At 53.7% G+C, this 20,454-nt stretch carries 20 protein-coding genes; 11 read left to right on the plus strand and 9 right to left on the minus strand.

The genetic code is table 11. The annotated features are described in order from the left end of the window. Nucleotides 1–11 precede the first annotated feature (11 nt). Together ACYJL1_RS01175 and ACYJL1_RS01180 are read left to right on the plus strand one after the other, a co-directional pair. Nucleotides 12–455 carry a CoxG family protein gene (locus ACYJL1_RS01175; RefSeq protein ID WP_460896643.1) on the plus strand — a complete coding sequence of 148 codons (444 nt, stop codon included), beginning with the start codon at nt 12–14 and terminating at the stop codon, nt 453–455. A 109-nt stretch (nt 456–564) separates the two neighbouring features. Further along, the gene (locus ACYJL1_RS01180) at nt 565–2,178 is read left to right on the plus strand and encodes a GMC family oxidoreductase (protein ID WP_460896644.1); all 1,614 of its coding nucleotides are present in this window, start codon (nt 565–567) and stop codon (nt 2,176–2,178) included. Here ACYJL1_RS01180 and ACYJL1_RS01185 read toward each other — a convergent pair. Further along, nucleotides 2,169–3,800, minus strand: coding sequence for a Na+/H+ antiporter (locus tag ACYJL1_RS01185; protein ID WP_460896645.1), 1,632 nt, complete (start codon nt 3,798–3,800; stop codon nt 2,169–2,171). The genes ACYJL1_RS01180 and ACYJL1_RS01185 overlap by 10 nt on opposite strands. Nucleotides 3,801–4,204: 404 nt before the next feature. On the opposite strand from ACYJL1_RS01185, the gene ACYJL1_RS01190 reads away from it, so the two are divergent. Continuing rightward, on the plus strand, nt 4,205–6,283 hold the full coding sequence (locus tag ACYJL1_RS01190; RefSeq protein ID WP_460897897.1) for a long-chain-fatty-acid--CoA ligase: 2,079 nt from the start codon (nt 4,205–4,207) through the stop codon (nt 6,281–6,283). A gap of 34 nt (nt 6,284–6,317) precedes the next feature. Here ACYJL1_RS01190 and ACYJL1_RS01195 read toward each other — a convergent pair whose 3' ends face one another. Then, a complete protein-coding gene (locus ACYJL1_RS01195; protein ID WP_460896646.1) occupies nt 6,318–7,907 on the minus strand; it encodes a peptide chain release factor 3 in 1,590 nt (529 codons plus the stop codon). A 79-nt stretch (nt 7,908–7,986) separates the two neighbouring features. Continuing rightward, nucleotides 7,987–8,796, minus strand: a complete 810-nt coding sequence (locus ACYJL1_RS01200) for a class II glutamine amidotransferase (RefSeq protein ID WP_460896647.1) — start codon at nt 8,794–8,796, stop codon at nt 7,987–7,989. Nucleotides 8,797–8,956: 160 nt separating this feature from the next. On the opposite strand from ACYJL1_RS01200, the gene dut reads away from it, so the two are divergent. The 7 genes from dut (at nt 8,957) to ACYJL1_RS01235 (ending at nt 13,348) form a co-directional block, all read left to right on the plus strand. Then, nucleotides 8,957–9,442, plus strand: a complete 486-nt coding sequence (gene dut / locus ACYJL1_RS01205) for a dUTP diphosphatase (RefSeq protein ID WP_460896648.1) — start codon at nt 8,957–8,959, stop codon at nt 9,440–9,442. 17 nt (nt 9,443–9,459) lie between these two features. Further along, on the plus strand, nt 9,460–10,278 hold the full coding sequence (locus tag ACYJL1_RS01210) for an isocitrate lyase/PEP mutase family protein (RefSeq protein WP_460896649.1): 819 nt from the start codon (nt 9,460–9,462) through the stop codon (nt 10,276–10,278). A 1-nt stretch (nt 10,279) separates the two neighbouring features. Next, nucleotides 10,280–10,936 carry an HAD family hydrolase gene (locus ACYJL1_RS01215; protein ID WP_460896650.1) on the plus strand — a complete coding sequence of 219 codons (657 nt, stop codon included), beginning with the start codon at nt 10,280–10,282 and terminating at the stop codon, nt 10,934–10,936. A gap of 23 nt (nt 10,937–10,959) precedes the next feature. After that, a complete protein-coding gene (locus tag ACYJL1_RS01220) occupies nt 10,960–11,937 on the plus strand; it encodes a proline racemase family protein (protein WP_460897898.1) in 978 nt (325 codons plus the stop codon). Nucleotides 11,938–12,019: 82 nt separating this feature from the next. Beyond that, entirely contained in the window at nt 12,020–12,409 is a 390-nt protein-coding gene (locus ACYJL1_RS01225) for an ArsR/SmtB family transcription factor (protein WP_460896651.1), read from the plus strand. 1 nt (nt 12,410) lies between these two features. Next, entirely contained in the window at nt 12,411–12,956 is a 546-nt protein-coding gene (locus ACYJL1_RS01230; protein WP_460896652.1) for an SRPBCC family protein, read from the plus strand. 26 nt (nt 12,957–12,982) lie between these two features. Further along, nucleotides 12,983–13,348 (plus strand): VOC family protein, encoded by a 366-nt coding sequence (locus ACYJL1_RS01235; protein WP_460896653.1) that lies wholly within the window; start codon nt 12,983–12,985, stop codon nt 13,346–13,348. A 121-nt stretch (nt 13,349–13,469) separates the two neighbouring features. Here the strand turns inward: ACYJL1_RS01235 and ACYJL1_RS01240 are convergent, their stop codons facing one another. The 5 genes from ACYJL1_RS01240 to ubiE all read right to left on the minus strand — a co-directional run bounded on the left by ACYJL1_RS01240 (nt 13,470) and on the right by ubiE (nt 18,349). Further along, the gene (locus tag ACYJL1_RS01240) at nt 13,470–14,006 is read right to left on the minus strand and encodes a GNAT family N-acetyltransferase (protein WP_460896654.1); all 537 of its coding nucleotides are present in this window, start codon (nt 14,004–14,006) and stop codon (nt 13,470–13,472) included. 15 nt (nt 14,007–14,021) lie between these two features. Beyond that, entirely contained in the window at nt 14,022–14,534 is a 513-nt protein-coding gene (locus ACYJL1_RS01245; protein ID WP_460896655.1) for a GNAT family N-acetyltransferase, read from the minus strand. Beyond that, nucleotides 14,531–15,919, minus strand: coding sequence for a bifunctional phosphopantothenoylcysteine decarboxylase/phosphopantothenate--cysteine ligase CoaBC (gene coaBC, locus ACYJL1_RS01250; RefSeq protein WP_460896656.1), 1,389 nt, complete (start codon nt 15,917–15,919; stop codon nt 14,531–14,533). Before coaBC ends, ACYJL1_RS01245 begins: the two co-directional genes overlap by 4 nt. Before the next feature lie 68 nt (nt 15,920–15,987). Next, nucleotides 15,988–17,565, minus strand: coding sequence for a 2-polyprenylphenol 6-hydroxylase (gene ubiB, locus ACYJL1_RS01255; protein WP_460896657.1), 1,578 nt, complete (start codon nt 17,563–17,565; stop codon nt 15,988–15,990). Nucleotides 17,566–17,572: 7 nt separating this feature from the next. Beyond that, entirely contained in the window at nt 17,573–18,349 is a 777-nt protein-coding gene (gene ubiE, locus ACYJL1_RS01260; protein WP_460896658.1) for a bifunctional demethylmenaquinone methyltransferase/2-methoxy-6-polyprenyl-1,4-benzoquinol methylase UbiE, read from the minus strand. Nucleotides 18,350–18,508: 159 nt separating this feature from the next. Between ubiE and upp the strand changes: the two genes are divergently transcribed. Beyond that, the gene (gene upp / locus ACYJL1_RS01265; RefSeq protein WP_115054730.1) at nt 18,509–19,135 is read left to right on the plus strand and encodes a uracil phosphoribosyltransferase; all 627 of its coding nucleotides are present in this window, start codon (nt 18,509–18,511) and stop codon (nt 19,133–19,135) included. Here the strand turns inward: upp and deoA are convergent, their stop codons facing one another. Continuing rightward, the gene (deoA, locus tag ACYJL1_RS01270) at nt 19,136–20,452 is read right to left on the minus strand and encodes a thymidine phosphorylase (protein WP_460896659.1); all 1,317 of its coding nucleotides are present in this window, start codon (nt 20,450–20,452) and stop codon (nt 19,136–19,138) included. It lies immediately after the preceding gene. Between the last annotated feature and the right edge of the window lie 2 nt (nt 20,453–20,454).

Below are 20,454 nucleotides of genomic sequence, written 5' to 3' on the forward strand. Positions count from 1 at the left end.
GGATGCCAGACATGGACTTGACGGGTGAAGAACGCATTGCCGCAAGCCGCGCAACTGTCTGGAACGCCCTCAATAATCCGGAAATATTAAAGGCGTGCATTCCGGGCTGCGAACAATTAGAATGGGTGACCGACACAGAACTTGAAGCAACACTTGCTGTTCGCCTCGGTGTCATCAAACCGCGTTTTAGCGGGGCGATTTATCTGAGCAATCTCAATCCACCTTTTTCATACACGATAAGCTGCGAAGGCAAGGGCAGTATTGCCGGCATCGCCAAAGGCGGGGCGGATGTCTCATTGGTAGAGGTCGGCAATGAGACCCGCCTGATCTACACGGTGAATGCCGAAGTCGGCGGCAAGGTTGCAAAATTGGGCAGTAGATTGATTTCATCAACCGCGAGCAAGATCGCCACCCGCTTCTTTGAAAAGTTCAATGAGACTGTTTCTGCCGCATAACCATCCAAGCTGTCGTAATTTCCACAGCTCATGGCGGAAAGCCGTTTGGGTCAGCATCGGCTAAGGCGGATATGCTGACGGCGCGCAATCTTGCGCCGGACAGCCAGAAATGCGCATTTACGATTTCATCATTGTCGGGTCTGGATCGGCTGGCTCAGTCGTTGCCAACAAGCTTTCTGAAAATGGCCGATACTCTGTTCTCGTGCTTGAGGCCGGGGGATCCGACCGGCGATTTTTCATCACCATGCCGCTTGGCTACGGCAAAACCTTCTACGACAAATCTGTCAACTGGATGTATCGCGCTGAACCAGATGCGGGCCTGGCTGGCAATACCGATTATTGGCCGCGCGGCAAGGTGCTTGGCGGATCAAGCTCCATTAATGCGATGGTTTATGTGCGCGGCGCGCCGGAAGATTTCGACGAATGGCGCGATGCTGGAAATCCGGGCTGGGGCTATGCGGACCTGGCGCCAATCTTCCGTTCCCTTGAACATCACGACGGCCCGGCAACCAGTCTGGGGAAAGGTGGTCCACTGCATGTCACTGATTGTTCAAAACTTTTCCACCCGCTGGCAAATGGGATGATTGCGGCAGCACAGGAGGCGGGCCTTTCCTATAATCCTGACTTTAATGGTGCGACACAGGAGGGCGTAGGACCGTTCCAACTGACAATCAAAGGCGGCCGGCGCATGTCAGCGGCGAAAGCGTTCCTTCGGCCTGCGATGAGACGGCCAAATGTTACGGTGCTTACGGACGCAATGGCGACGCAGATTGTCTTTGAGGGAAAGCGGGCTATCGGCATTGAATTTACCCGCAAGGGCAAAACAGAAATTGCCAGGGCTGGGCACGAGGTCATCCTGAGCGGTGGCTCTGTCAATACTCCGCAACTGCTCGAGCTTTCGGGTATTGGCGATGGAGAGAGATTAAACGGACTGGGCCTTGACGTTGTGCACCATAATCCGCAGGTGGGCGAGAACCTCACGGATCATCTTGGCATCAACTATACTTACCGGGCGAACATGGCCTCGCTCAATCAGATACTGCGCCCGTGGTGGGGCAAGGCCTTGGCTGGCATGGAATATCTCCTGCTACGAACGGGGCCGCTGTCAATCAGCATGAATCAGGGCGGCGGGTTTTTCCGCACCGACCCATCCAGAGCGCGCGCAAACATGCAGCTCTATTTTCAGGCATTCTCAACGCTTGTGCCCAAAAATGGCGAGCGCCCTATCCTGACACCTGATCCGTGGCCGGGCTTCTCCATCGGTCTGTCCAACTGCCGCCCCACCAGCAAGGGTTCGATCCATATCCGCTCTAACCATGCGCACGAGGCACCGCGCATTGTCGCCAATGCTTTCTCTACCGAACACGATGTTCTGGAAATGCTGGATGCAGTAAAATTCCTGCGAAAAATCGCGGCGACTCCAACCATGTCCAAGCTGATTGAAGAGGAGCTTTTGCCGGGGCCGGACTGCAACAGCGACGACGCGCTGATTGAAGATTTCCGCAAGCGTAGCGGAACGGTTTATCATCCTGTTTCAACCTGCCGGATGGGCCCTGACCCATCGCGGTCAGTCGTAGACTCGCACCTTAAAGTTCACGGGGTATCGGGTCTGCGCGTCATTGATTGCTCGATATTTCCGAACATTATTTCCGGCAACACCAACGCCGCCGCAATGATGGTGGGAGCAAAAGGTGCACAGCTGATCCTGCAAGATTATCCGTAGCGAGCCTCCAGCATATCGATATCGCGTACCATCCGGCTTGCAATGGTGCTTTCCAGCCGCCGCGCCCGGACAAGGCGGTAGATCTCCTGCCGTTCCGCCTTGAGTGCCGTAATCCGCAACCGCTTTTCAATCTCTTCGCTGAGGGCTGTCAATTCGCGCTCTTCGCCAAGATGCATGCGGCCATCAATCCGCTTGCGGTAAAGCTCCATGATACGCGTTGCGACATCTGTGAAAATATCAGCATCAGCACGTCCCGCGGCCAGATCGTGCTGGGCTTTTTCAATCGCCATGATCGCGGCCTCGGCGGCGGCAATACGTGCGTAATCTTCTTCCTTCTGATGTGAATCTTCTGCTGGAAGATCGATGTTCCTGAGCAGTTTGGGCAAGCAAATACTTGCCATCACCAGCGAAAGAATAATGACACCGGCGGCCAGAAAGATAAGCAGATCGCGTGCCGGAAAGAGGCTTCCGTCATTCAGGAATAGCGGCAATGTCAAAATACCGGCAAGAGTGATTGCACCGCGCACGCCAGCGAAAGACATTGTGGCTACCAGTTGCCAGCTTGGCCGGGCACCCGTTTGCTGGCCGTCGGAACGGCGCGAAAGCGCAAAGCGCCATGATGCCCATACCCACAAAAAGCGCAGGCCGACCAGAGCCGCGTAGATGACCACGACATAAACCGGCAGCCACCAGTAGCTATATCCACTTGCGTGAACATTTTCGACGGCGCCCCAAAATATGCTTGGAAGCTGCTCGCCCAGCAGAACGAAGATGGCGCCGTTGGCAGCAAATTGCGCGGTATCCCATACAGCCGCGCGCCTCACCCGCGTAACAGCAAGCGACTGACTGGTGCTTTCCGCGTAACTCATGGTGATGCCTGCAGCGACTGCTGCAAGAATGCCCGATGCATGAACATGCTCGGCAAGAAGATAAGCGCCAAAGGGAATGAGCAGGCTGATGAGTATCTGAGAGCCGCTTTCCTCGCCAAGGCGCTTTGTAAGAAACGCCTTGCCGCGCGTGACACCAATCGTAACGCCAATGCCTATGGCAATACCTGCAAATGCCAGCCACAGGAAGGTGAGAAACGCTGCGGAGAACGAGAATGCTCCGGTTAACATGGCGGCTATGGCAAAGCGCATGCAAACAAGTCCAGACGCGTCATTCAGCAAAGATTCGCCTTCAAGGATATGCATCATGCGGGAAGGAATAGGCACACGCGCGGCAATTGCTGATACTGCAATCGGGTCTGTCGGCGATACAATCGCAGCCAACGCAAAGGCGACCGGCAATGGCACGGATGGAATCATCCAATGAACCAGAAACCCGACGCCCAGAACGGTGAAAACCACCAACCCCAGCGCCATCTCCAGAATGATGCCTTTATCTCTGAACAAGCCTTCCTTGGGTATCCGCCATCCATCCAGAAACAGCAGAGGCGGCAAAAACAGCAGAAAGAAAATATCGGGATCAAGTTCGACGCGGACGCTGGCTACCGAAGCGATGGCTGCGCCCAGACCAATCTGAACCAGCGGCAGCGGCACAGGCAATGGGAGCATACGCACAATACTGTCGCTGACAACAACCGCCAGCAGCATCAAAAGCACAAGGGTAATCGTTTCCACAGCGAATCCAGTTTCAGACTTATGTTCGGGAGAGAAGAAGAGCCGGTGCTTTGTCGAGGTGAACCTTGGCAACTTTGTGCCGAGATGTGGCCAAATGAATGAATTGGAGTGTTACATTAAAATTATAGTGAATGAGATTTTTTACGTTTACGTTAATGTAATTGCTTGCAACAGTATGGCTCTCGCCATAGGAGAGATTGTTGAGTAGCATGGTGTAGGGGAAAAGATACCAAGCTGAAGCTAACTGGGAGGTTAATGTGGCTAAACAGGCGAATCCGGTAACAGAGTCCAAAATTGCGGCGTCCAAGATCGCAACCGAAAAGACTGCAACATCAGCAACAAAGAAGTCCTCCGGCAGTATCAAAAAAGCTGCAGCCAGCAATCAGTCCGTATCAGCCAAGAAAGTGGCGGCAGATGGTAAACCCGCGGCAAAGCCCGCGAAGGCTCCTGAAAAAACACCAAGCCAGACAGCCAAGACGCCAGCTGCATCTGTAAAATCACCTACGCCTGTAAAAGCCGCACCTTCCGCAAAGCCAAAAGTTGTAGCAAAAGCGGCTCCCGCCAGCAAAGCCGCGGCGGTATCAAAACCGGCGTCAGATAGTAAACCCGCAGCAAAGCCTGCTAAGACTCCTGAAAAAACACCGAGCCAGACAGCCAAGACGCCAGCTGCTAAAGAACCGGCGCCTCCGGCAAAGCCGAAAGCTGCCGCAAAAGCGGCTCCCGCCAGCAAAGTCGCGGCAAAAGCGCCTGCATCCAGAAAATCTGCCGAAAGCAAACCAGCGGCCGCAACCAAGACCGCTGACAAGCCAATCATGCCAACGCCAAAAATGTGGGTAAAGCATTATCCTGAGGGCGTCCCTGCGGATATTTCAAGTTTGCCTCACGAATCCCTCGGCGCATTCTTCGATGATACTTTCAAGAAGTTCAGCGCCAAGCCTGCATTTGATTGCATGGGCAAAAGCATGAACTACGGGGAACTCGACGCATACTCCCGCTCCATTGCCGCATGGCTGCAATCCCGTGGATTGGTCAAGGGCGACCGTGTCGCGATCATGATGCCAAATGTTTTGCAATATCCGATTGTGATCGCCGGCATTTTGCGAGCCGGTTTGATCGTTGTTAATGTCAACCCGCTCTACACGCCGCGCGAACTGGAGCATCAGTTGAAGGATAGTGGTGCCAAAGCCATCATTGTTCTCGAAAACTTTGCTGCCACATTACAGAAAGTCATTACCAGGACCTCCGTGCAGCATGTTGTCGTAACTGCAATGGGCGACATGATGGGGTTGAAAGGTCATCTGGTCAATTTCGTCGTAAGGCGGGTAAAGAAGATGGTTCCCGCTTGGTCATTGCCCGGACATATCCCTTTTAAAACAGCACTGGCAAAGGGCGCATCCATGTCCTTCAAGCCGGTTGATGTCAAAAGCTCCGACACTGCGTTTCTGCAATATACAGGGGGCACGACCGGCGTTTCAAAAGGCGCAACGCTGACTCACAGCAATATTCTTTCCAATATCGAGCAGATGAGCCTGTGGTGTGATGTTGGCTTCAGACTCAAGGGGAAACCCGATAGCATTGTCTATGTCTGCGCTCTGCCGCTCTATCACATTTTCGCCCTGACAGTGAATGCGATGATCGGCATCAAGCAGGGTGGCCTGAACATTCTCATTCCAAATCCGCGTGATATTCCCGCATTCGTCAAGGTCCTTCAGAAGTACAAGTTCCATTTCTTTCCGGGATTGAGCACACTCTTCAACGGGTTGATGAACAATGAAGAGTTTCGCAAGCTGGACTTCAAGGAACTCAGAATGTCGTTCAGCGGCGGCATGGCCATGCAAAAGCCCGTTGCTGACCGCTGGAAAGAGTTAACCGGTAGCCTGATGATCGAAGGCTATGGGCTTTCCGAAACTTCACCTGTCGCCTCTGCCAATCCCCTCAATGCGACAGAATTCTCCGGAACAATCGGCATGCCCATGCCATCGACGGATTTTTCCATACGCGATGATGACGGCAAGGAGCTGCCCTTGCTGGAAGTTGGCGAAATTTGCATTCGCGGACCACAGGTCATGGCCGGTTATTGGAATCGTCCCGACGAGACCGCCAAGGTCATGACCGCGGATGGCTTTTTCCGCTCCGGCGACATGGGCTATATGGATGAGCGCGGCTACACGAAGATTGTTGACCGCAAAAAAGATATGATCCTTGTCTCCGGTTTCAATGTCTACCCGAACGAAATCGAAGAAGTGGCCATGGAGCATCCGGGCATTGCTGAGGCTGCTGCTGTAGCAATAGCCAATGAACATTCGGGTGAAGCCGTGAAGCTCTTTATAGTGCGCAAGGACAAGACGTTGACGGAAGAGGCTGTAAAGGCATTTTGCGCCGAGCGTCTGACGAACTACAAGCGCCCGCGCGTGGTGGAATTCCGGGATGAATTGCCCAAGAGCAATGTCGGCAAGATATTGCGTCGCGAATTGCGGGACTGACAGAAACAAGGGAGGCTTAAAGTCTCCCTTTGCGTCATGCCACCTTGTCGCGAACCTGATAATCCTTGATTGCCGCGAAGCGGATCGCCTTCCAGCGTTCCGCTTCATAGGAGAGCGAGAAGGAATTCTGGGCAAGGAATACCGGATCATTGTCCAGATCATGCGCGATATCAGCGCGATGACCATTGATGAAACGCTGCAGTTCCGCAGGATCATCGGCAGAAATCCAGCGTGCAACGGTAAACCGTGCAGGCTCAAAGCCTACGGGCAAGGTGTATTCCACCTTGAGACGTTCGGTCAGAACGTCGATCTGCAACGCACCGACGACGCCGACGATAGCGGGCGAACCGTCATCGGGCAGGAAGAGCTGAACCACGCCCTCTTCCGCCATTTGTTGAAGCGCTTCGCGCAGCTTCTTGGCTTTCATCGCATCATCCAGCCGCACGCGGCGCAGAATTTCCGGCGCAAAATTTGGAACACCGCGAAAAAGCAAATCCTCGCCTTCCGTCAGCGTGTCGCCAATGCGTAATGTGCCATGATTCGGAATACCGACCACATCACCAGCCCATGCCTCGTCAGCGATCTGGCGACTACGGGCAAAGAAGAATTGTGGCGCAGAAAGACCCATCGTTTTGCCGGTGCGTACAAGCTTTGCCTTCATGCCACGTGAAAGCTTGCCCGAACAGACGCGCAGAAAAGCGATGCGGTCGCGGTGATTGGGATCCATGTTGGCTTGGATCTTGAAGACGAAGCCCGTCATCTTTTCTTCCGTGGCTTCAACCCGGCGCGTATCAGCGTCCTGTGCACGAGGACTCGGCCCAAATTCACAGAAAGCCTCGATGAGATCGCGCACGCCGTAATTGCGCAGCGCAGAGCCGAAATAGACGGGCGTCATATGGCCTTCGCGGAATGCCTTAAGATCGAATGGATTGCAGGCATCACGTGCCAGCGTTACTTCGTCGATCCACGCCTGATGCTCATTTTCGGGCAAAAGGCCCGATGCGCCGGATGATTCCGGACCATTGACGGGGCGCGGAGTCTCTTCAGAATCGCGCTGACGGACCGTATTATTCTGAAGATTATAGGTTCCGGCGAAGCTCTTGCCCCGGCCTATTGGCCAAGTGATCGGCGCCGTATCCAAGGCGAGCTTCTGTTCGATCTCGTCAAGAATCTCATAAGGATCGCGGCTTTCACGGTCCATCTTGTTGATGAAAGTGACGATCGGGATATCGCGCATGCGACAAACTTCGAAAAGCTTGAGCGTACGCGCTTCAATACCTTTGGCGGCGTCAATCACCATGACCGCACTGTCCACCGCAGTAAGGGTACGATAGGTATCGTCGGCAAAGTCTTCGTGACCAGGCGTATCGAGCAGATTGAAAATGCAATCCTTATACTCGAATGTCATGACGGAGGTCACAACCGAAATACCGCGATCCCGCTCGATGTTCATCCAGTCGGAACGCGTTTGGATACGGTCCTTCTTTGCCTTGACCTCACCCGCCAGCTGAATGGCGCCGCCGAACAGCAACAGCTTTTCGGTCAACGTCGTTTTACCGGCATCAGGATGCGCGATAATCGCGAATGTACGGCGCTTGGAAACGGGATGGTCAGCAGAAGACATAAAACGGCTCAAAACTAAAGGAAAGGTTGGCGCCTTCTATCAGCCCCAGTCTTTCCCGTCGACCTTCAATTCCAATCGGTCAGACGCTTTCCAGCGCAGGCGTGAATTCTTCTGCAATCATGAAAGGATCGATGGCGATATATCTGGTATCCTTGACAGTCACAAAACTGTTTGGCGGAACCGGCATCCAGTTGCCCGCTTCGCCATCAAGAGGTTCCGAAACCACGCACAGACCTGCATTTGGTGAAAGAGTTGCGGTATAGAGCGATGGCGCGAAACGGTCTGTTGCATACCGGACCGCATAGAGATGCTGACCATCGGAAAAAGCCGCTGTCAGCCGGATAAAGGCCGGGACGCCAACACGGGCCGCTTCAGCTTTGATAGTGTTGACGGTTGCAATAAGAGCCTGTGCAGGATCCTGATCGAGACCATGTTGCAGCATAAGCAGAAATATGAGTTCGGAGTCCGTCGAACCCAGCTTCTGCGCATAGATTGAATCGTCCAGACGGGACTCCAAACCGCGCCGCAGCCTGTCAAAATGGCCAATCTGCCCATTGTGCATGAAACTCCATTTTCCCGAGACAAATGGATGGCAATTCATGCGGCTGGTCACTCCGCCGGTCGATGCCCGCACGTGAGCCAGGAAAAGATGCGACTTGATCTGGCGGGCGAGGCTACGCAAATTCTGATCGGACCATGCGGGGAGAATGTCACGGTAGAGCCCCGGTTCATCACGTGAACCGTACCAAGCCACGCCGAAACCGTCTCCATTGGTACGCGTTTTGGCCTCGTGTGCATCATGACTTTGTGCGATCAGGGAGTGACAGGGAGAGGCAATGACATCTTCAAGAAAAAGTTCAGGTCCAAGATAGGCAGCCCAACGGCACATGATTCACCCGATTTTCGTCACAAAATATGCGGTAGCTAGTGATCGCATTTGTGCGAATCGCCAGAACGCCGCTGTGATAATAGCAGATTATGTGCAAACAATGGGTCCAGCTTATCTTGTCAGTTGACGATGCCCGCCGTCTGGTGAAAAAGGTCTCTTTATGTCACAGAAAATCGATTCCACTCACCCGAAAAACCCTGCGCTCGGCTTGGTCCGCCTCGACCATGCGAAGGGGTTGGACCTGCCCTCCTACGAGACGTCCGGCTCTGCTGGCATGGACCTTCGTGCCGCTGTTCCTGCGGACAGGCCGTTGCTGCTGCTTCCGGGAAAGCGGGCTTTGGTTCCCAGCGGGTTGATTTTTGAAATCCCGGCCGGATACGAGGCGCAAATCAGACCTCGTTCGGGCCTCGCCCTGAAACATGGAATTACCTGCCTCAACACGCCTGGAACAATCGATTCAGACTATCGCGGCGAGGTAAAAGTAATACTCATCAATTTGGGTGATGACGATTTCTATGTTGAGCGGGGAATGCGCATAGCACAGGTCGTGCTTGCACCGGTGGTTCAACTCGAAATTGAAGAGCGGCAGCACGCGAGCGAAACGTCACGCGGCGCTGGCGGATTTGGTTCAACAGGTACTGCATAGCAATTCAGGAGGGTACCATGGACAAAGGCAAAACATTTCGTCTCTTGCATCAAGGGCCAGATGTGCTGCTGATGCCCAATCCATGGGATCCCGGTACGACAAAGTTTCTCGCTTCACTTGGCTTCAAGGCCATGGCGACAAGCAGCGCGGGTTTTGCTTTCTCGCGCGGCCTTGCCGATGGTGCCATCACATTTGATGTCATGATGCAGCACTGTCGCGACCTTGTCGCCGCCACGGATCTTCCTGTGTCCGGTGATCTCGAAAAGGGCAAAGGCGACAGTGCCGACAGTGCCTCTGAGACGATCTTCGCGGCGGAAGCCGCGGGATTGGCGGGCTGTTCAATCGAAGATTTTTCGGGTGACCCCGGCAAGCCCATTTATGAGTTTTCTCACGCGGTCGAAAGAGTTGCAGCGGCGGCGGAAGCGGCGCGCGCCTTGAAGCGTGATTTTGTATTTACTGCGCGCTGCGAAAATTTTCTGCACGGCAATAATGATCTGGATGATACGATCAAGCGCCTTCAAGCCTTCGAGGAGGCGGGTGCGGATGTTCTTTTTGCTCCGGGCGTTTCCGATCTTGAGAGCATAAAAATCCTTTGCAAATCCGTCTCCAAACCATTGAGCGTTCTGGGCCCTGCTTCGCTAACGGTTCGCCAGCTAGCGGAAGCCGGAGTGAAGCGGATTTCCCTTGGACCAAGGCTCACCACAGCCTCATTCAATGCTATCCACGATGCTGCGCGGCAGGTGCTCGACAAGGGTACGTTCGAGTTTGGCACGACAGGCGTAACATTTGGCAATCTGCAACAGCTCTTCTCGCAGGATGCAAGTAAGGAAAATTAGAATGGCTCGCCCGGATCTGGTGATTTTCGATTGCGACGGGGTTCTCGTTGATACCGAAACAGTCGGTAATCACCATCTGGTCAAGATGCTTGGCGAAGCCGGCTTCAAAACAAGCTTCTCGGAACTGCGCAGGACGTACACCGGCATGCCTATGCGGGCGGTTCAGGAAAAGGTCGAGGCGCTGGGCTATTCGCTTGGCGATGATTTTGTCGAGCGGTGGTATCAAGCCATTCCCGTTATTTTCGAGAATGTCGAGGCTATTCCTCATATCGAGACGGTTATTGCTGCGGTTAAGGATGCGGACCTTGCCTATTGCGTTGCATCCTCCGCCAATGTGGAAAAAATGCATATCACGCTCGGAAAAACCGGCCTGATCGAACACTTTCAGGAAGTGCTTTACAGTGCATCCATGGTCGCGCGGGGAAAGCCGTTCCCTGACCTGTTTCTCCATGCTGCGGCCCAGATGGGATATGAGCCAAGTCAAGCTGTCGTGATCGAAGACAGTGTGGCCGGAACGCTGGCTGGAATTGCAGCGGGCATGCGCGTCTTTTCCTATTGCGGCGATGAGCATGCCGACCACGAAGGTCTGGCAGCTGCGGGCGGCATACTCTTTGACGACATGCGAAAGCTTCCTGTCCTTTTGGAAATTGGCCTGTGAGCGATCCTTTGAAAGTGATCGATATGCACACGGGCGGCGAGCCGTTGCGCATCATTACGGATGGCTATCCCAAACTGCCAACGGGAACCATTCTCAGCAAACGCGCTTATGTCCGTGACCGGCTTGATCATCTGCGCAAAATCCTGATGTTCGAGCCACGCGGACATTTCGATATGTATGGCGCGCTACTGGTCGAAACCGATCTTCCCGATGCCGATCTGGCTGTGCTCTTCATGCATAATGAGGGTTATTCTACCATGTGCGGCCATGCCATCATTGCGCTTGGCCGCTATGCCGTTGACTATGGTCTCGTTGCCAAGGTCGAGCCGGTAACGACCGTTCGCATCGAGTGCCCTTGCGGCATGGTCGTTGCTTCCGTCGAGGTGCTTGACGGAAAGTCTGGCAATGTTTCCTTCCAAAGTGTTCCGGCCTTCCTTTTTGCAAGCGACCAGATGGTTGACGTTCCGGGCTTCGGCAAGATCAGCTTTGATGTGGCCTATGGCGGCGCTTTTTACGCTCTCGCTGATTGCCATCAATTCGGTCTCGAATTTGGGCGCGACGACGCCTCTGCGTTTAAACAGGCTGCTACAGCGTTAACCGAAGCAGTAAAAGAAGCTGTTCCGCTTGACCATCCCGATCACAAGGATTTGGCATTTCTTTACGGTTCAATTCTCACCGATGGTGCGGATGAGTGGAATGAAGCACCGACGAAAAATGTTTGTATCTTTGCCGACGCGCAGCTCGACCGCTCCCCGACGGGCTCGGGTGTTACTGCCCGGCTTGCAGCAATGCATGCCAAGGGCCAGATTGTAAAAGACACGGCCCGGATATTCGAAAGCATTGTCGGCTCGCGCTTTGCAGGTTTTGTTGAGACCACCACAAAGGCGGGTCAGTTCGATGCGATAACGGCGCGCGTTTCCGGGCATGCTTATTATAGCGGCAAGGCCGAATTCATCGTTGAGGACGATGACCCGCTGGGAATCGGATTTCTCATTTCCTGAAGCTCGATTTGGACAAATCTGTTTGATTTAAAATACTAAACCATATGGTTGACTAACTTCTAATGCCATGATACTAAACCATATGGTTGAATCTCGGACATCTCATCTCGACGCTGTATTCCATGCACTTTCCGACCCGACACGGCGGGCGATATTGCATCGACTCACAACCGGCGAACATTCGGTCAGCGATTTGGCAACGCCCTTTCAAATGTCACTGGCAGGCGCATCGAAACACATAAAGGTTCTGGAGAGCGCCGGCCTCGTGCGGCGGCGTATCGAGGGTAGAACCCATATCTGTCAGCTTGAAGCTGCCAGGCTTGCACAGGCTCAACGATGGCTGAGCACCTATGAGAAATTCTGGACTGCAAGGCTTGATGATCTTGAAGCAATTCTGCGCGAGGAAGATGCAGCAGCAGCGATAGAACCCACGCCCGATAGTCCATCAGAATCCAAGAATGCAGGAGGATGAAATGAACGAGTATGTTGGAAACAATAGTTTTGGTGTTGTAACAGCACCAATGACAATCCGCATCGAACGTCTTCTCCCTGGTCCTGTCGAGCGGGTTTGGGCATATCTGACCGAATCGGACAAGAGGCGTAAATGGCTGGCAAAGGGACCTATTGCTAATTTTGTTGGCGGTGATGTTGAATTGACCTTCCATCATTCGGAGCTATCACAAGATCCGACTCCGGAAGAGTATCTGAAATATGAGGGACACAAAAATAAAGGGAAAGTCACGCGCTACGACCCACCCCATGTCCTGAGTTACACTTGGCCTGATGGACCAAATGAACCTTCAGAGGTGACATTCGAACTTGCCGCCGTTGGGTCTGATACACAACTGACGGTTACGCACACACGACTTGCAAATACGAATTCCATGGCCAGTGTAGCAACTGGTTGGCACTCTCATCTGGCAGTGCTGATTGCCCATCTGGAAGGGCGACAGGTCGATGGTTTCTGGGTGAACCACAAGCGTCTTGAGCCGGAATATCGGCAGCTTATTGGCAATTAAAAAAGCAACCTAAGGGAGAGAGAATCATGAGACCTTCTTACGAGGGAAGCCATAATATTGCGATGAAAGTTCCCCCTCACCAGTATGAGGCAACGGTCGCATTCTACAGGGATATTCTCGGCTTAAAGCCGCTAACCAACCACCTGCCCTATGTGGGTTTTCATTTCGGCTCAAATCAGCTTTGGATCGACAAGGTACCTGGTATCAGCCAATCGGAGTTGTGGCTGGAAATCGCAGCAGATAATGTCGGAAATGCTGCCGGGCACCTTGCCGAAGCAGGTGTCGTGCGCTGCGATGAGATCGAAGAATTGCCGGAGGGGCATAAGGATTTCTGGATCACCAGCCCTTGCCAGATTATTCATCACATATCGCAAAAGGGAGAAGGCTGGTAGCTAGAGCAAATTTGCTTCTAGAGCATTTCCGGAGAAAACGGAGTCGTCTTCGATGCTCTATCTCTTTGTTTTTACGCAATTCCGATTGCTAAAACCGGTTCCCACTTTTGCTGGAATTGCTCTAGCGTTCAAACAGTCTTTCGTGCAGCCAGACCGGCTCATCTGTATAGGTGGTTTCCGCAATCTTGCGGAAACCATTTTTCTCGGCAATCCGGCGCGATGCAAGATTATCCGGCGAGATAATGCAGCGTGTACTTGCGGCCTTGAAGAAACCTGCACCCCAATCGAGCATCTTTTCGAGCGCCTCATTGCCATAACCCTTGCCATGGATTGCTTGTGACAATACCCAGCCCATTTCTGGCGTATCACCGAAGGGTGGCTCAATCTCCCTGTTGAAATTGGCAAAGCCAACATCGCCGATATAGCGTCCGGTCGCCTTTTCCTCCAAAGCCCAGAAACCATAGCCAATGGCATGCCACATGCCGATATATTGTAGCAGACGACCCCATGAGCGTTCCCGCGTTGAGGGCTGTCCCGAAATATATTGATAGACTGCGGGCTGGGTCCAAATTTCATGCAGCATTTCGAAGTCATCCTCACGATGGCCGCGCAGGATCAAACGTTCGGTTTCAAGAACGGGGACGGAGGATTTGGTCATGCTCAATTCCAATGACTAGAAAACTTTTACCAGAACATCGTTGGCGTGACGTTCACTTTCAAGCTCAAAATCAACCGTACCGATCTTTTGAAATAATTTGCGTTCATAAAAGCTGTAAGCGGGCAAATTCTGCTGATTCACCATAAGCCATGCCTGACCATGATTGCGCGATTTACATGCCTCCACGGCTCGATCAAGCAGGCCACTTCCAACACCGCAGCCGGCAAAATGTTCCTGCACATAGAGCGTCTCTATTTCCGGCTGGGCAATATGACGGACGGGGCATTCTGCCTCAAAACAGATCCGGACATACCCAACGAGATGATTTTGCACCTCAGCCACGAATAGCTGTTTTGTCCGACCCTCTATTTCTCCGGCAAAACGCTCAGCGGTAAACTCTGCAAACACATAGCGGGAGAAAACATCCCGAACCCCAGCCTTGGCGTAAGTATGCAGCCATACCTGAATGGAGAGCGCAGCAAGATTTTGCGCGTCTGAGACCCGAGCTTCACGAATGACAATGGTCATACCTCAAGCGCCTGTAGCGCCGTTGCGATCTTTTGAGCCAAACGTTCGGCTACCTCTTCCTTGCTCATCTCCGGCCATTCTTCAACGCCTGAATGCGTTACGATACGTACAGCATTCCGGTCGCCTCCCATCACACCTTTTGCATGAGTCACATCATTGGCAACGATCCAGTCAGCGCCTTTCTTCTCAAGCTTCTTCTGCGCATTGGCCAGCAGATCCTGCGTTTCCGCGGCAAAGCCGACAACCAGCCGTGGGCGCAATTTGCTATGCCCTACCCCCGCCAGTATATCCGGATTTTCCACCATTTGCAGGGCGGGTGCTTTTTCCCCCGGCTGCTTTTTTATCTTCTCATTGGCTTCATTTGCATATCGCCAGTCTGCAACCGCAGCAACCATAATGGCAGCATCCGCAGGCAAAAGTTGCTCCACTGCATCGCGCATCTCGCGAGCGGATTCCACGTGAACCACGGAGACACCTTCGGGATCTGGAATTGTAACGGGGCCGGAAACCAACCGCACCGTCGCACCAAGGCGCGCAAGAGCGGCAGCAATAGCGTGTCCCTGTTTGCCAGACGAACGGTTGGCGATATAGCGCACCGGATCAATCGGCTCATGTGTTGGACCGGACGTCATTATGATGGTCTTGCCGCTCAGTGGCTTTGGCCTGCGATCCAGATGCTTCTCGATGGCGGCAACAATCTCCAGTGGCTCCGCCATGCGCCCTGCACCACTTTCACCGCTTTCTGCCATTTCGCCCTTGTTTGGGCCTATGAACCGGATGCCATCCTTTTCCAAGGTAAGGCGGTTGCGTCGGGTCGCCGCGTGATCCCACATTTTCGGGTTCATCGCCGGTGCAATCAGCACGGGCTTATCGGTTGCCAACAAGACGGCGCTGGCGAGATCATTCGCCAGACCATGCGCCATCTTTGCCATAAGGTCCGCCGTTGCCGGAGCCACAACGATCATATCCGCCTCGCGCGACAAGCGAATATGGCCGACATCATGCTCGTCTTCCCGCGAAAACAGCTCGGTGAATACTTTATCCGCCGCCAGCGCGCCTACGGACAAAGGCGTTACAAATTCTTCAGCAGCCTTGGTGAGTATGGGGCGAACTTTGGCACCGTGCTCCCGCAAACGCCTGATCAGATCAAGGCATTTATAGGCTGCGATACCACCACCAATGATAAGAAGGACATGACGCCCCAAAAGTGATCCTGAAACCGCGGGAAGAGCGCCGGGCACAGCTATCAAACGTGCCGGCTCGCTATTGAGTTCACCAAGAACAAGCCGGACTTCCTCCTCCATGGAGCGCCCATTCAAAGCCGCTCGGAGGCGCAAATTTTCCTTGGTGGCATCATCCAGATTTCGGATCGTGATACTGGCCATTTGATTGCACTCCAACAGAACATGACCGCTTGCGTGCAATCATTGCAATCAACTTAGCGCAAATTCTGTCAAGATAATAGCTCATAGGTGATAATGACGAAACAAATTGCAATCACCCAGAGGGCAATTCGTCCGGATCGTGTATGCCGCGCTTCGGCCTTGCCAATAGCATGGGCGGTTTGATCGTCAAACCGCAGTCCGTTTTCAGCCATGCGGTCCAATTCCAGCGACAGCCTGTCAGCACGTGCTACCAGGTCGGGGGCTTGACGCGCTAAATGCAGCAAGGACAGCGCGCCATCACGCGCATCAACAAGAATTCCCTGAGGACCAAGATTGCGCTTTATCCAGTCGCCGACAACAGGTTCGGACGCTTTCCACATATTGAAATGTGGATCGAGCGTGCGGGCGACGCCTTCCACAACGACCATCGTCTTCTGGAGCATCACCAGTTCAGGACGGGTTTCCATGTCGAAGAGTTCCGTGACCTCGAACAGCAACGTCAGCAGCTTTGCCATTGAAATGGTTTCGGCGGGCTGACCGTGGATAGGTTCGCCGATGGCACGAATGGCTTGCGCAAAGCTTGCAACATCATGATGATGCGGTACATAGCCAGCCTCGAAATGCACTTCGGCCACCCGCACATAATCACGGGTAATAAAGCCGTAAAGTATCTCGGCAAGGAACCGGCGTTCCTTCTTGCCGAGCCGACCTGTGATGCCGAAATCCACCGCAACGATATTGCCAGCTGCATCCACAAACAGATTACCCGGATGCATGTCCGCATGGAAAAACCCATCACGCAACGTATGACGCAGGAATGACTGGATCAGAGTTTCGGCAAGTTTGATAAGATTATGACCAGCGGCGCGCAGCCCTTCAACGTCAGACATCTTGACGCCGTCGATCCACTCAAGCGTGAGCACGTCGCGCCCTGTACGCTCCCAATCAACCGTTGGCACCCGGAAACCCGGATCGTCTTTCGTGTTTTCACCTATTTCCGAAAGAGCCGCAGCCTCGAGGCGCAGATCCATTTCTATACGCGTCGTTTGTGCGAGGGTTCGCGTGACTTCAATAGGGCGCAGGCGACGGCTTGCCGGAACGTATCGCTCCTGCCAGCGGGCAACAAGAAAGAAGCTCTCAAGATCATTGTTAAAGCGTTGCCGAACGCCGGGCCGAACAACCTTTACAGCTACCTTTTTGTTTCCCTCATCTATCCTGACGAAAGCGGGGTGCACCTGAGCAATGGAGGCTGCAGCTATTGGCGGCTCAACATTGACAAAGAGGTCGTCGACCGAACGGCCCAACGATCCCTCAATCGCCTTGATTGAGGCTTCCATGGGAAAGTAGTCAAGCCGGTCTTGCAACAGCGCCAGATCATCAGCGACTTCGGTTCCCACGACATCAGGGCGTGTCGCCAAGAATTGGCCCAGTTTTACATAGGACGGACCAAGCTTGTTGATTGCCCGGGACATGCGTTCGGAGCGGCGGGCAGTGAGGGCGCGGCGGCGGGCGAGAAGGCCCGCGATCTTATGCCCAAACGCGGGAATGCCACTCAAACCATCGGCGGGAAGTGCGGCTATTACGCCCTCACGGGTCAATATCCATCCAGCTCGCATAAGGCGAAATGTTGCTGCAAAACTACTCATTCAAGAATCACAACTTCCAGCCGGAATGCAGCGCCGCAATGCCGCCGGTGAAGTTGCGCCAGCTAACCCGCTCAAAGCCCGCTTTGCGGATCATGTCTGCAAAATCGGACTGTCGCGGAAACTTGCGAATGGATTCCACCAAATATTGATAGCTGTCTGCATCGCCCGTTACCGCCTTGCCAATTTTTGGAATGGCATTAAAGGACCAGGCATCATAAAGCTTGTCCAGGACAGGCAGTTCGACTTCGGAAAACTCCAGGCAAAGGAAGCGCCCGCCTGGTTTTAAGACGCGGTAGGCTTCCGACAGGGCGCGATCAATATGCGGCACATTGCGAATACCGAATGCAATCGTATAGGCGTCGAACCTGTTGCTTTCAAATGGAAGCTCTTCTGCATTGGCCTCGACGAATTCAGTGTTATCAGTCAGTCCCTTTTTGGCAGCACGATCGCGGCCAACGCCAAGCATGGACCCGTTAATGTCCAGCACGGTCGCATGCGCATTGCGACCAGATGCCTCCACAATTTTGAACGCAACGTCTCCCGTTCCCCCGGCGACATCCAGCACTTTCCAATTTGCGGTTTTCGATGGAGAAAGCCATGCGATCATCGAATCTTTCCAGACCCGATGAAGACCGGCCGACATCAGATCATTCATGACGTCATAGCGCTTGGCGACCCGGTGAAAAACATCATTGACTCGCGTCTGTTTTTCCCCGTCGCCCACATCCTGGAAGCCGAAGGACGTTTCCATGCCGCCGTGTGCACCGGTGCGTTGCTGGTTCATATTATTACCTGCCTGTATAATTTGCGGGAACCATAGAATATTGAAACGCAGAAGGCTATCGCCTGTTGCGCGACAAAACTGTGCGTGTCCAGCACACACGCTTTGCGATCACGCTCATCAACAGCTAAGGTTAGGCTAGTTCAGTTTAAAGGAATCCCCATGGGCGTGACGATCGTTTCCCACCCGCTTGTTCAGCACAAGCTAACTATCATGCGCGACAAGGACACTTCAACCGCCGGATTTCGACGGTTGCTGAAGGAAATATCCCTGCTGCTTTGCTATGAAGTAACCCGGGATTTGCAACTGACAAACATCACGATCCAGACTCCGCTGGTTGAAATGGAGTCGCCGGTTATAGAAGGCAAGAAGCTGGTCTTTGCTTCGATCCTGCGCGCAGGCAATGGATTGCTTGAAGGCATGCTGGACCTTGTGCCTGCGGCACGTGTTGCGCATATCGGACTATACCGCGATCATGATACGTTGCAGCCTGTCGAGTATTATTTCAAAGCGCCGGAAGATATCGTCAACCGCCTTATCATCGTTGTCGACCCCATGCTGGCAACGGCCAATTCGGCCATTGTTGCCATCCAGAAACTGAAAGATCGCGGTGCCAGCAATATCCGCTTCCTTTGCCTGCTGGCGGCACCGGAAGGCATTAAGCGTTTTACCGAAGCACACCCGGATGTACCGGTTTTTACCGCTGCCATAGACAGCCATCTCAATGAAAAAGGCTATATTGTGCCGGGTCTGGGCGATGCGGGCGACCGCATGTATGGCACGAAGTAATCAGGCACCGATGCGGCGCAGGACCGGATTGACTGTCCGGGGCTTGCGATCCGCAAAACCATAAGCTTTTGTGATAGCGAGCGCCGCAGTATTCGCCTCGTCCTGTGTGCGGGCATGGACCAGCGCAATTGGCTCACCCTTTTCCATTTTAGCCCCGATGGGCTGCAAAGCAGTGATGCCGACAGCGTGGTCGATCGGGTCTTGTGGCCGGATACGGCCACCACCCAGCATTATCACTGCAATGCCAATGGCACGCGTATCGATGGATGCAACAAAACCGGCTACAGGCGCCCTTACTTCGAGTGTAATGGGTGCTGCGGGCAAATAATGATCCATCTTCTCGATAAAATCTTTCGGCCCACCTAGACCAGCAACCATACGCCCGAATATTTCTGCAGCCTTGCCGCTGTTGAGAGCTTCACGGACCTTGCCTGACGCAGACTTCAAATTTGGTGCAAGTCCGGCGGACAGGAGCATTTCCGCGACCAGCGCGAGAGTGACGCTCTCCAACCGCGCATTGCGGCGGGCGCCAGTCAGAAAATCAACAGCATTTCTGACTTCAACCGCATTGCCTGCAGCGAGAGCGAGCGGCTGATTCATATCAGTCAGAAGTGCTGTCGTTGGCAGGCCAGCACTGTTTGCCACTTCGACTATGCTCGTCGCCAAGGCCACCGCGTCGCGGTTTCTGCTCATAAACGCACCATTGCCAGACTTTACATCAAGAACCAGCGCGTTCAGTCCTGCCGAAAGTTTCTTCGACAGTATCGACGCCGTTATCAACGGTATGGATTCCACCGTCGCTGTCACATCACGAATGGAATATAGCCGCTTGTCTGCGGGTGCAAGATTGGCGGTCTGGCCGATAATGGCGCATCCGACATCACGAACAACCTTCCGGAACAGGGTGTTATCTGGCTGGCTGATATAGCCGGGGATCGAATCCATCTTGTCCAGCGTTCCGCCGGTATGACCGAGACCTCGGCCCGATATCATCGGGACATAGGCCCCACAGGCGACTGCAAGCGGTGCCAGCATCAAGGACACATTGTCCCCAACCCCGCCAGTCGAATGCTTGTCGACAACTGGGCCAGGTAAATCCGACCAATCCAGCACATCCCCCGAATCGCGCATGGCAAGCGTTAATGCCACTGCTTCCTCACGCTTCATGCCATTGAAAAATACAGCCATGGCGAAGGCCGCAACCTGACCATCCGTAATGGAACCGGCGCTCATGGCATTGACGAAGCCGGTAATATTCGCTGCGCTCAATGTCTCGCCGTCGCGCTTGCGGCGGATGATTTCTTGCGGCAGCTCCATTG

The organism is Phyllobacterium sp. K27 (assembly GCF_054796155.1).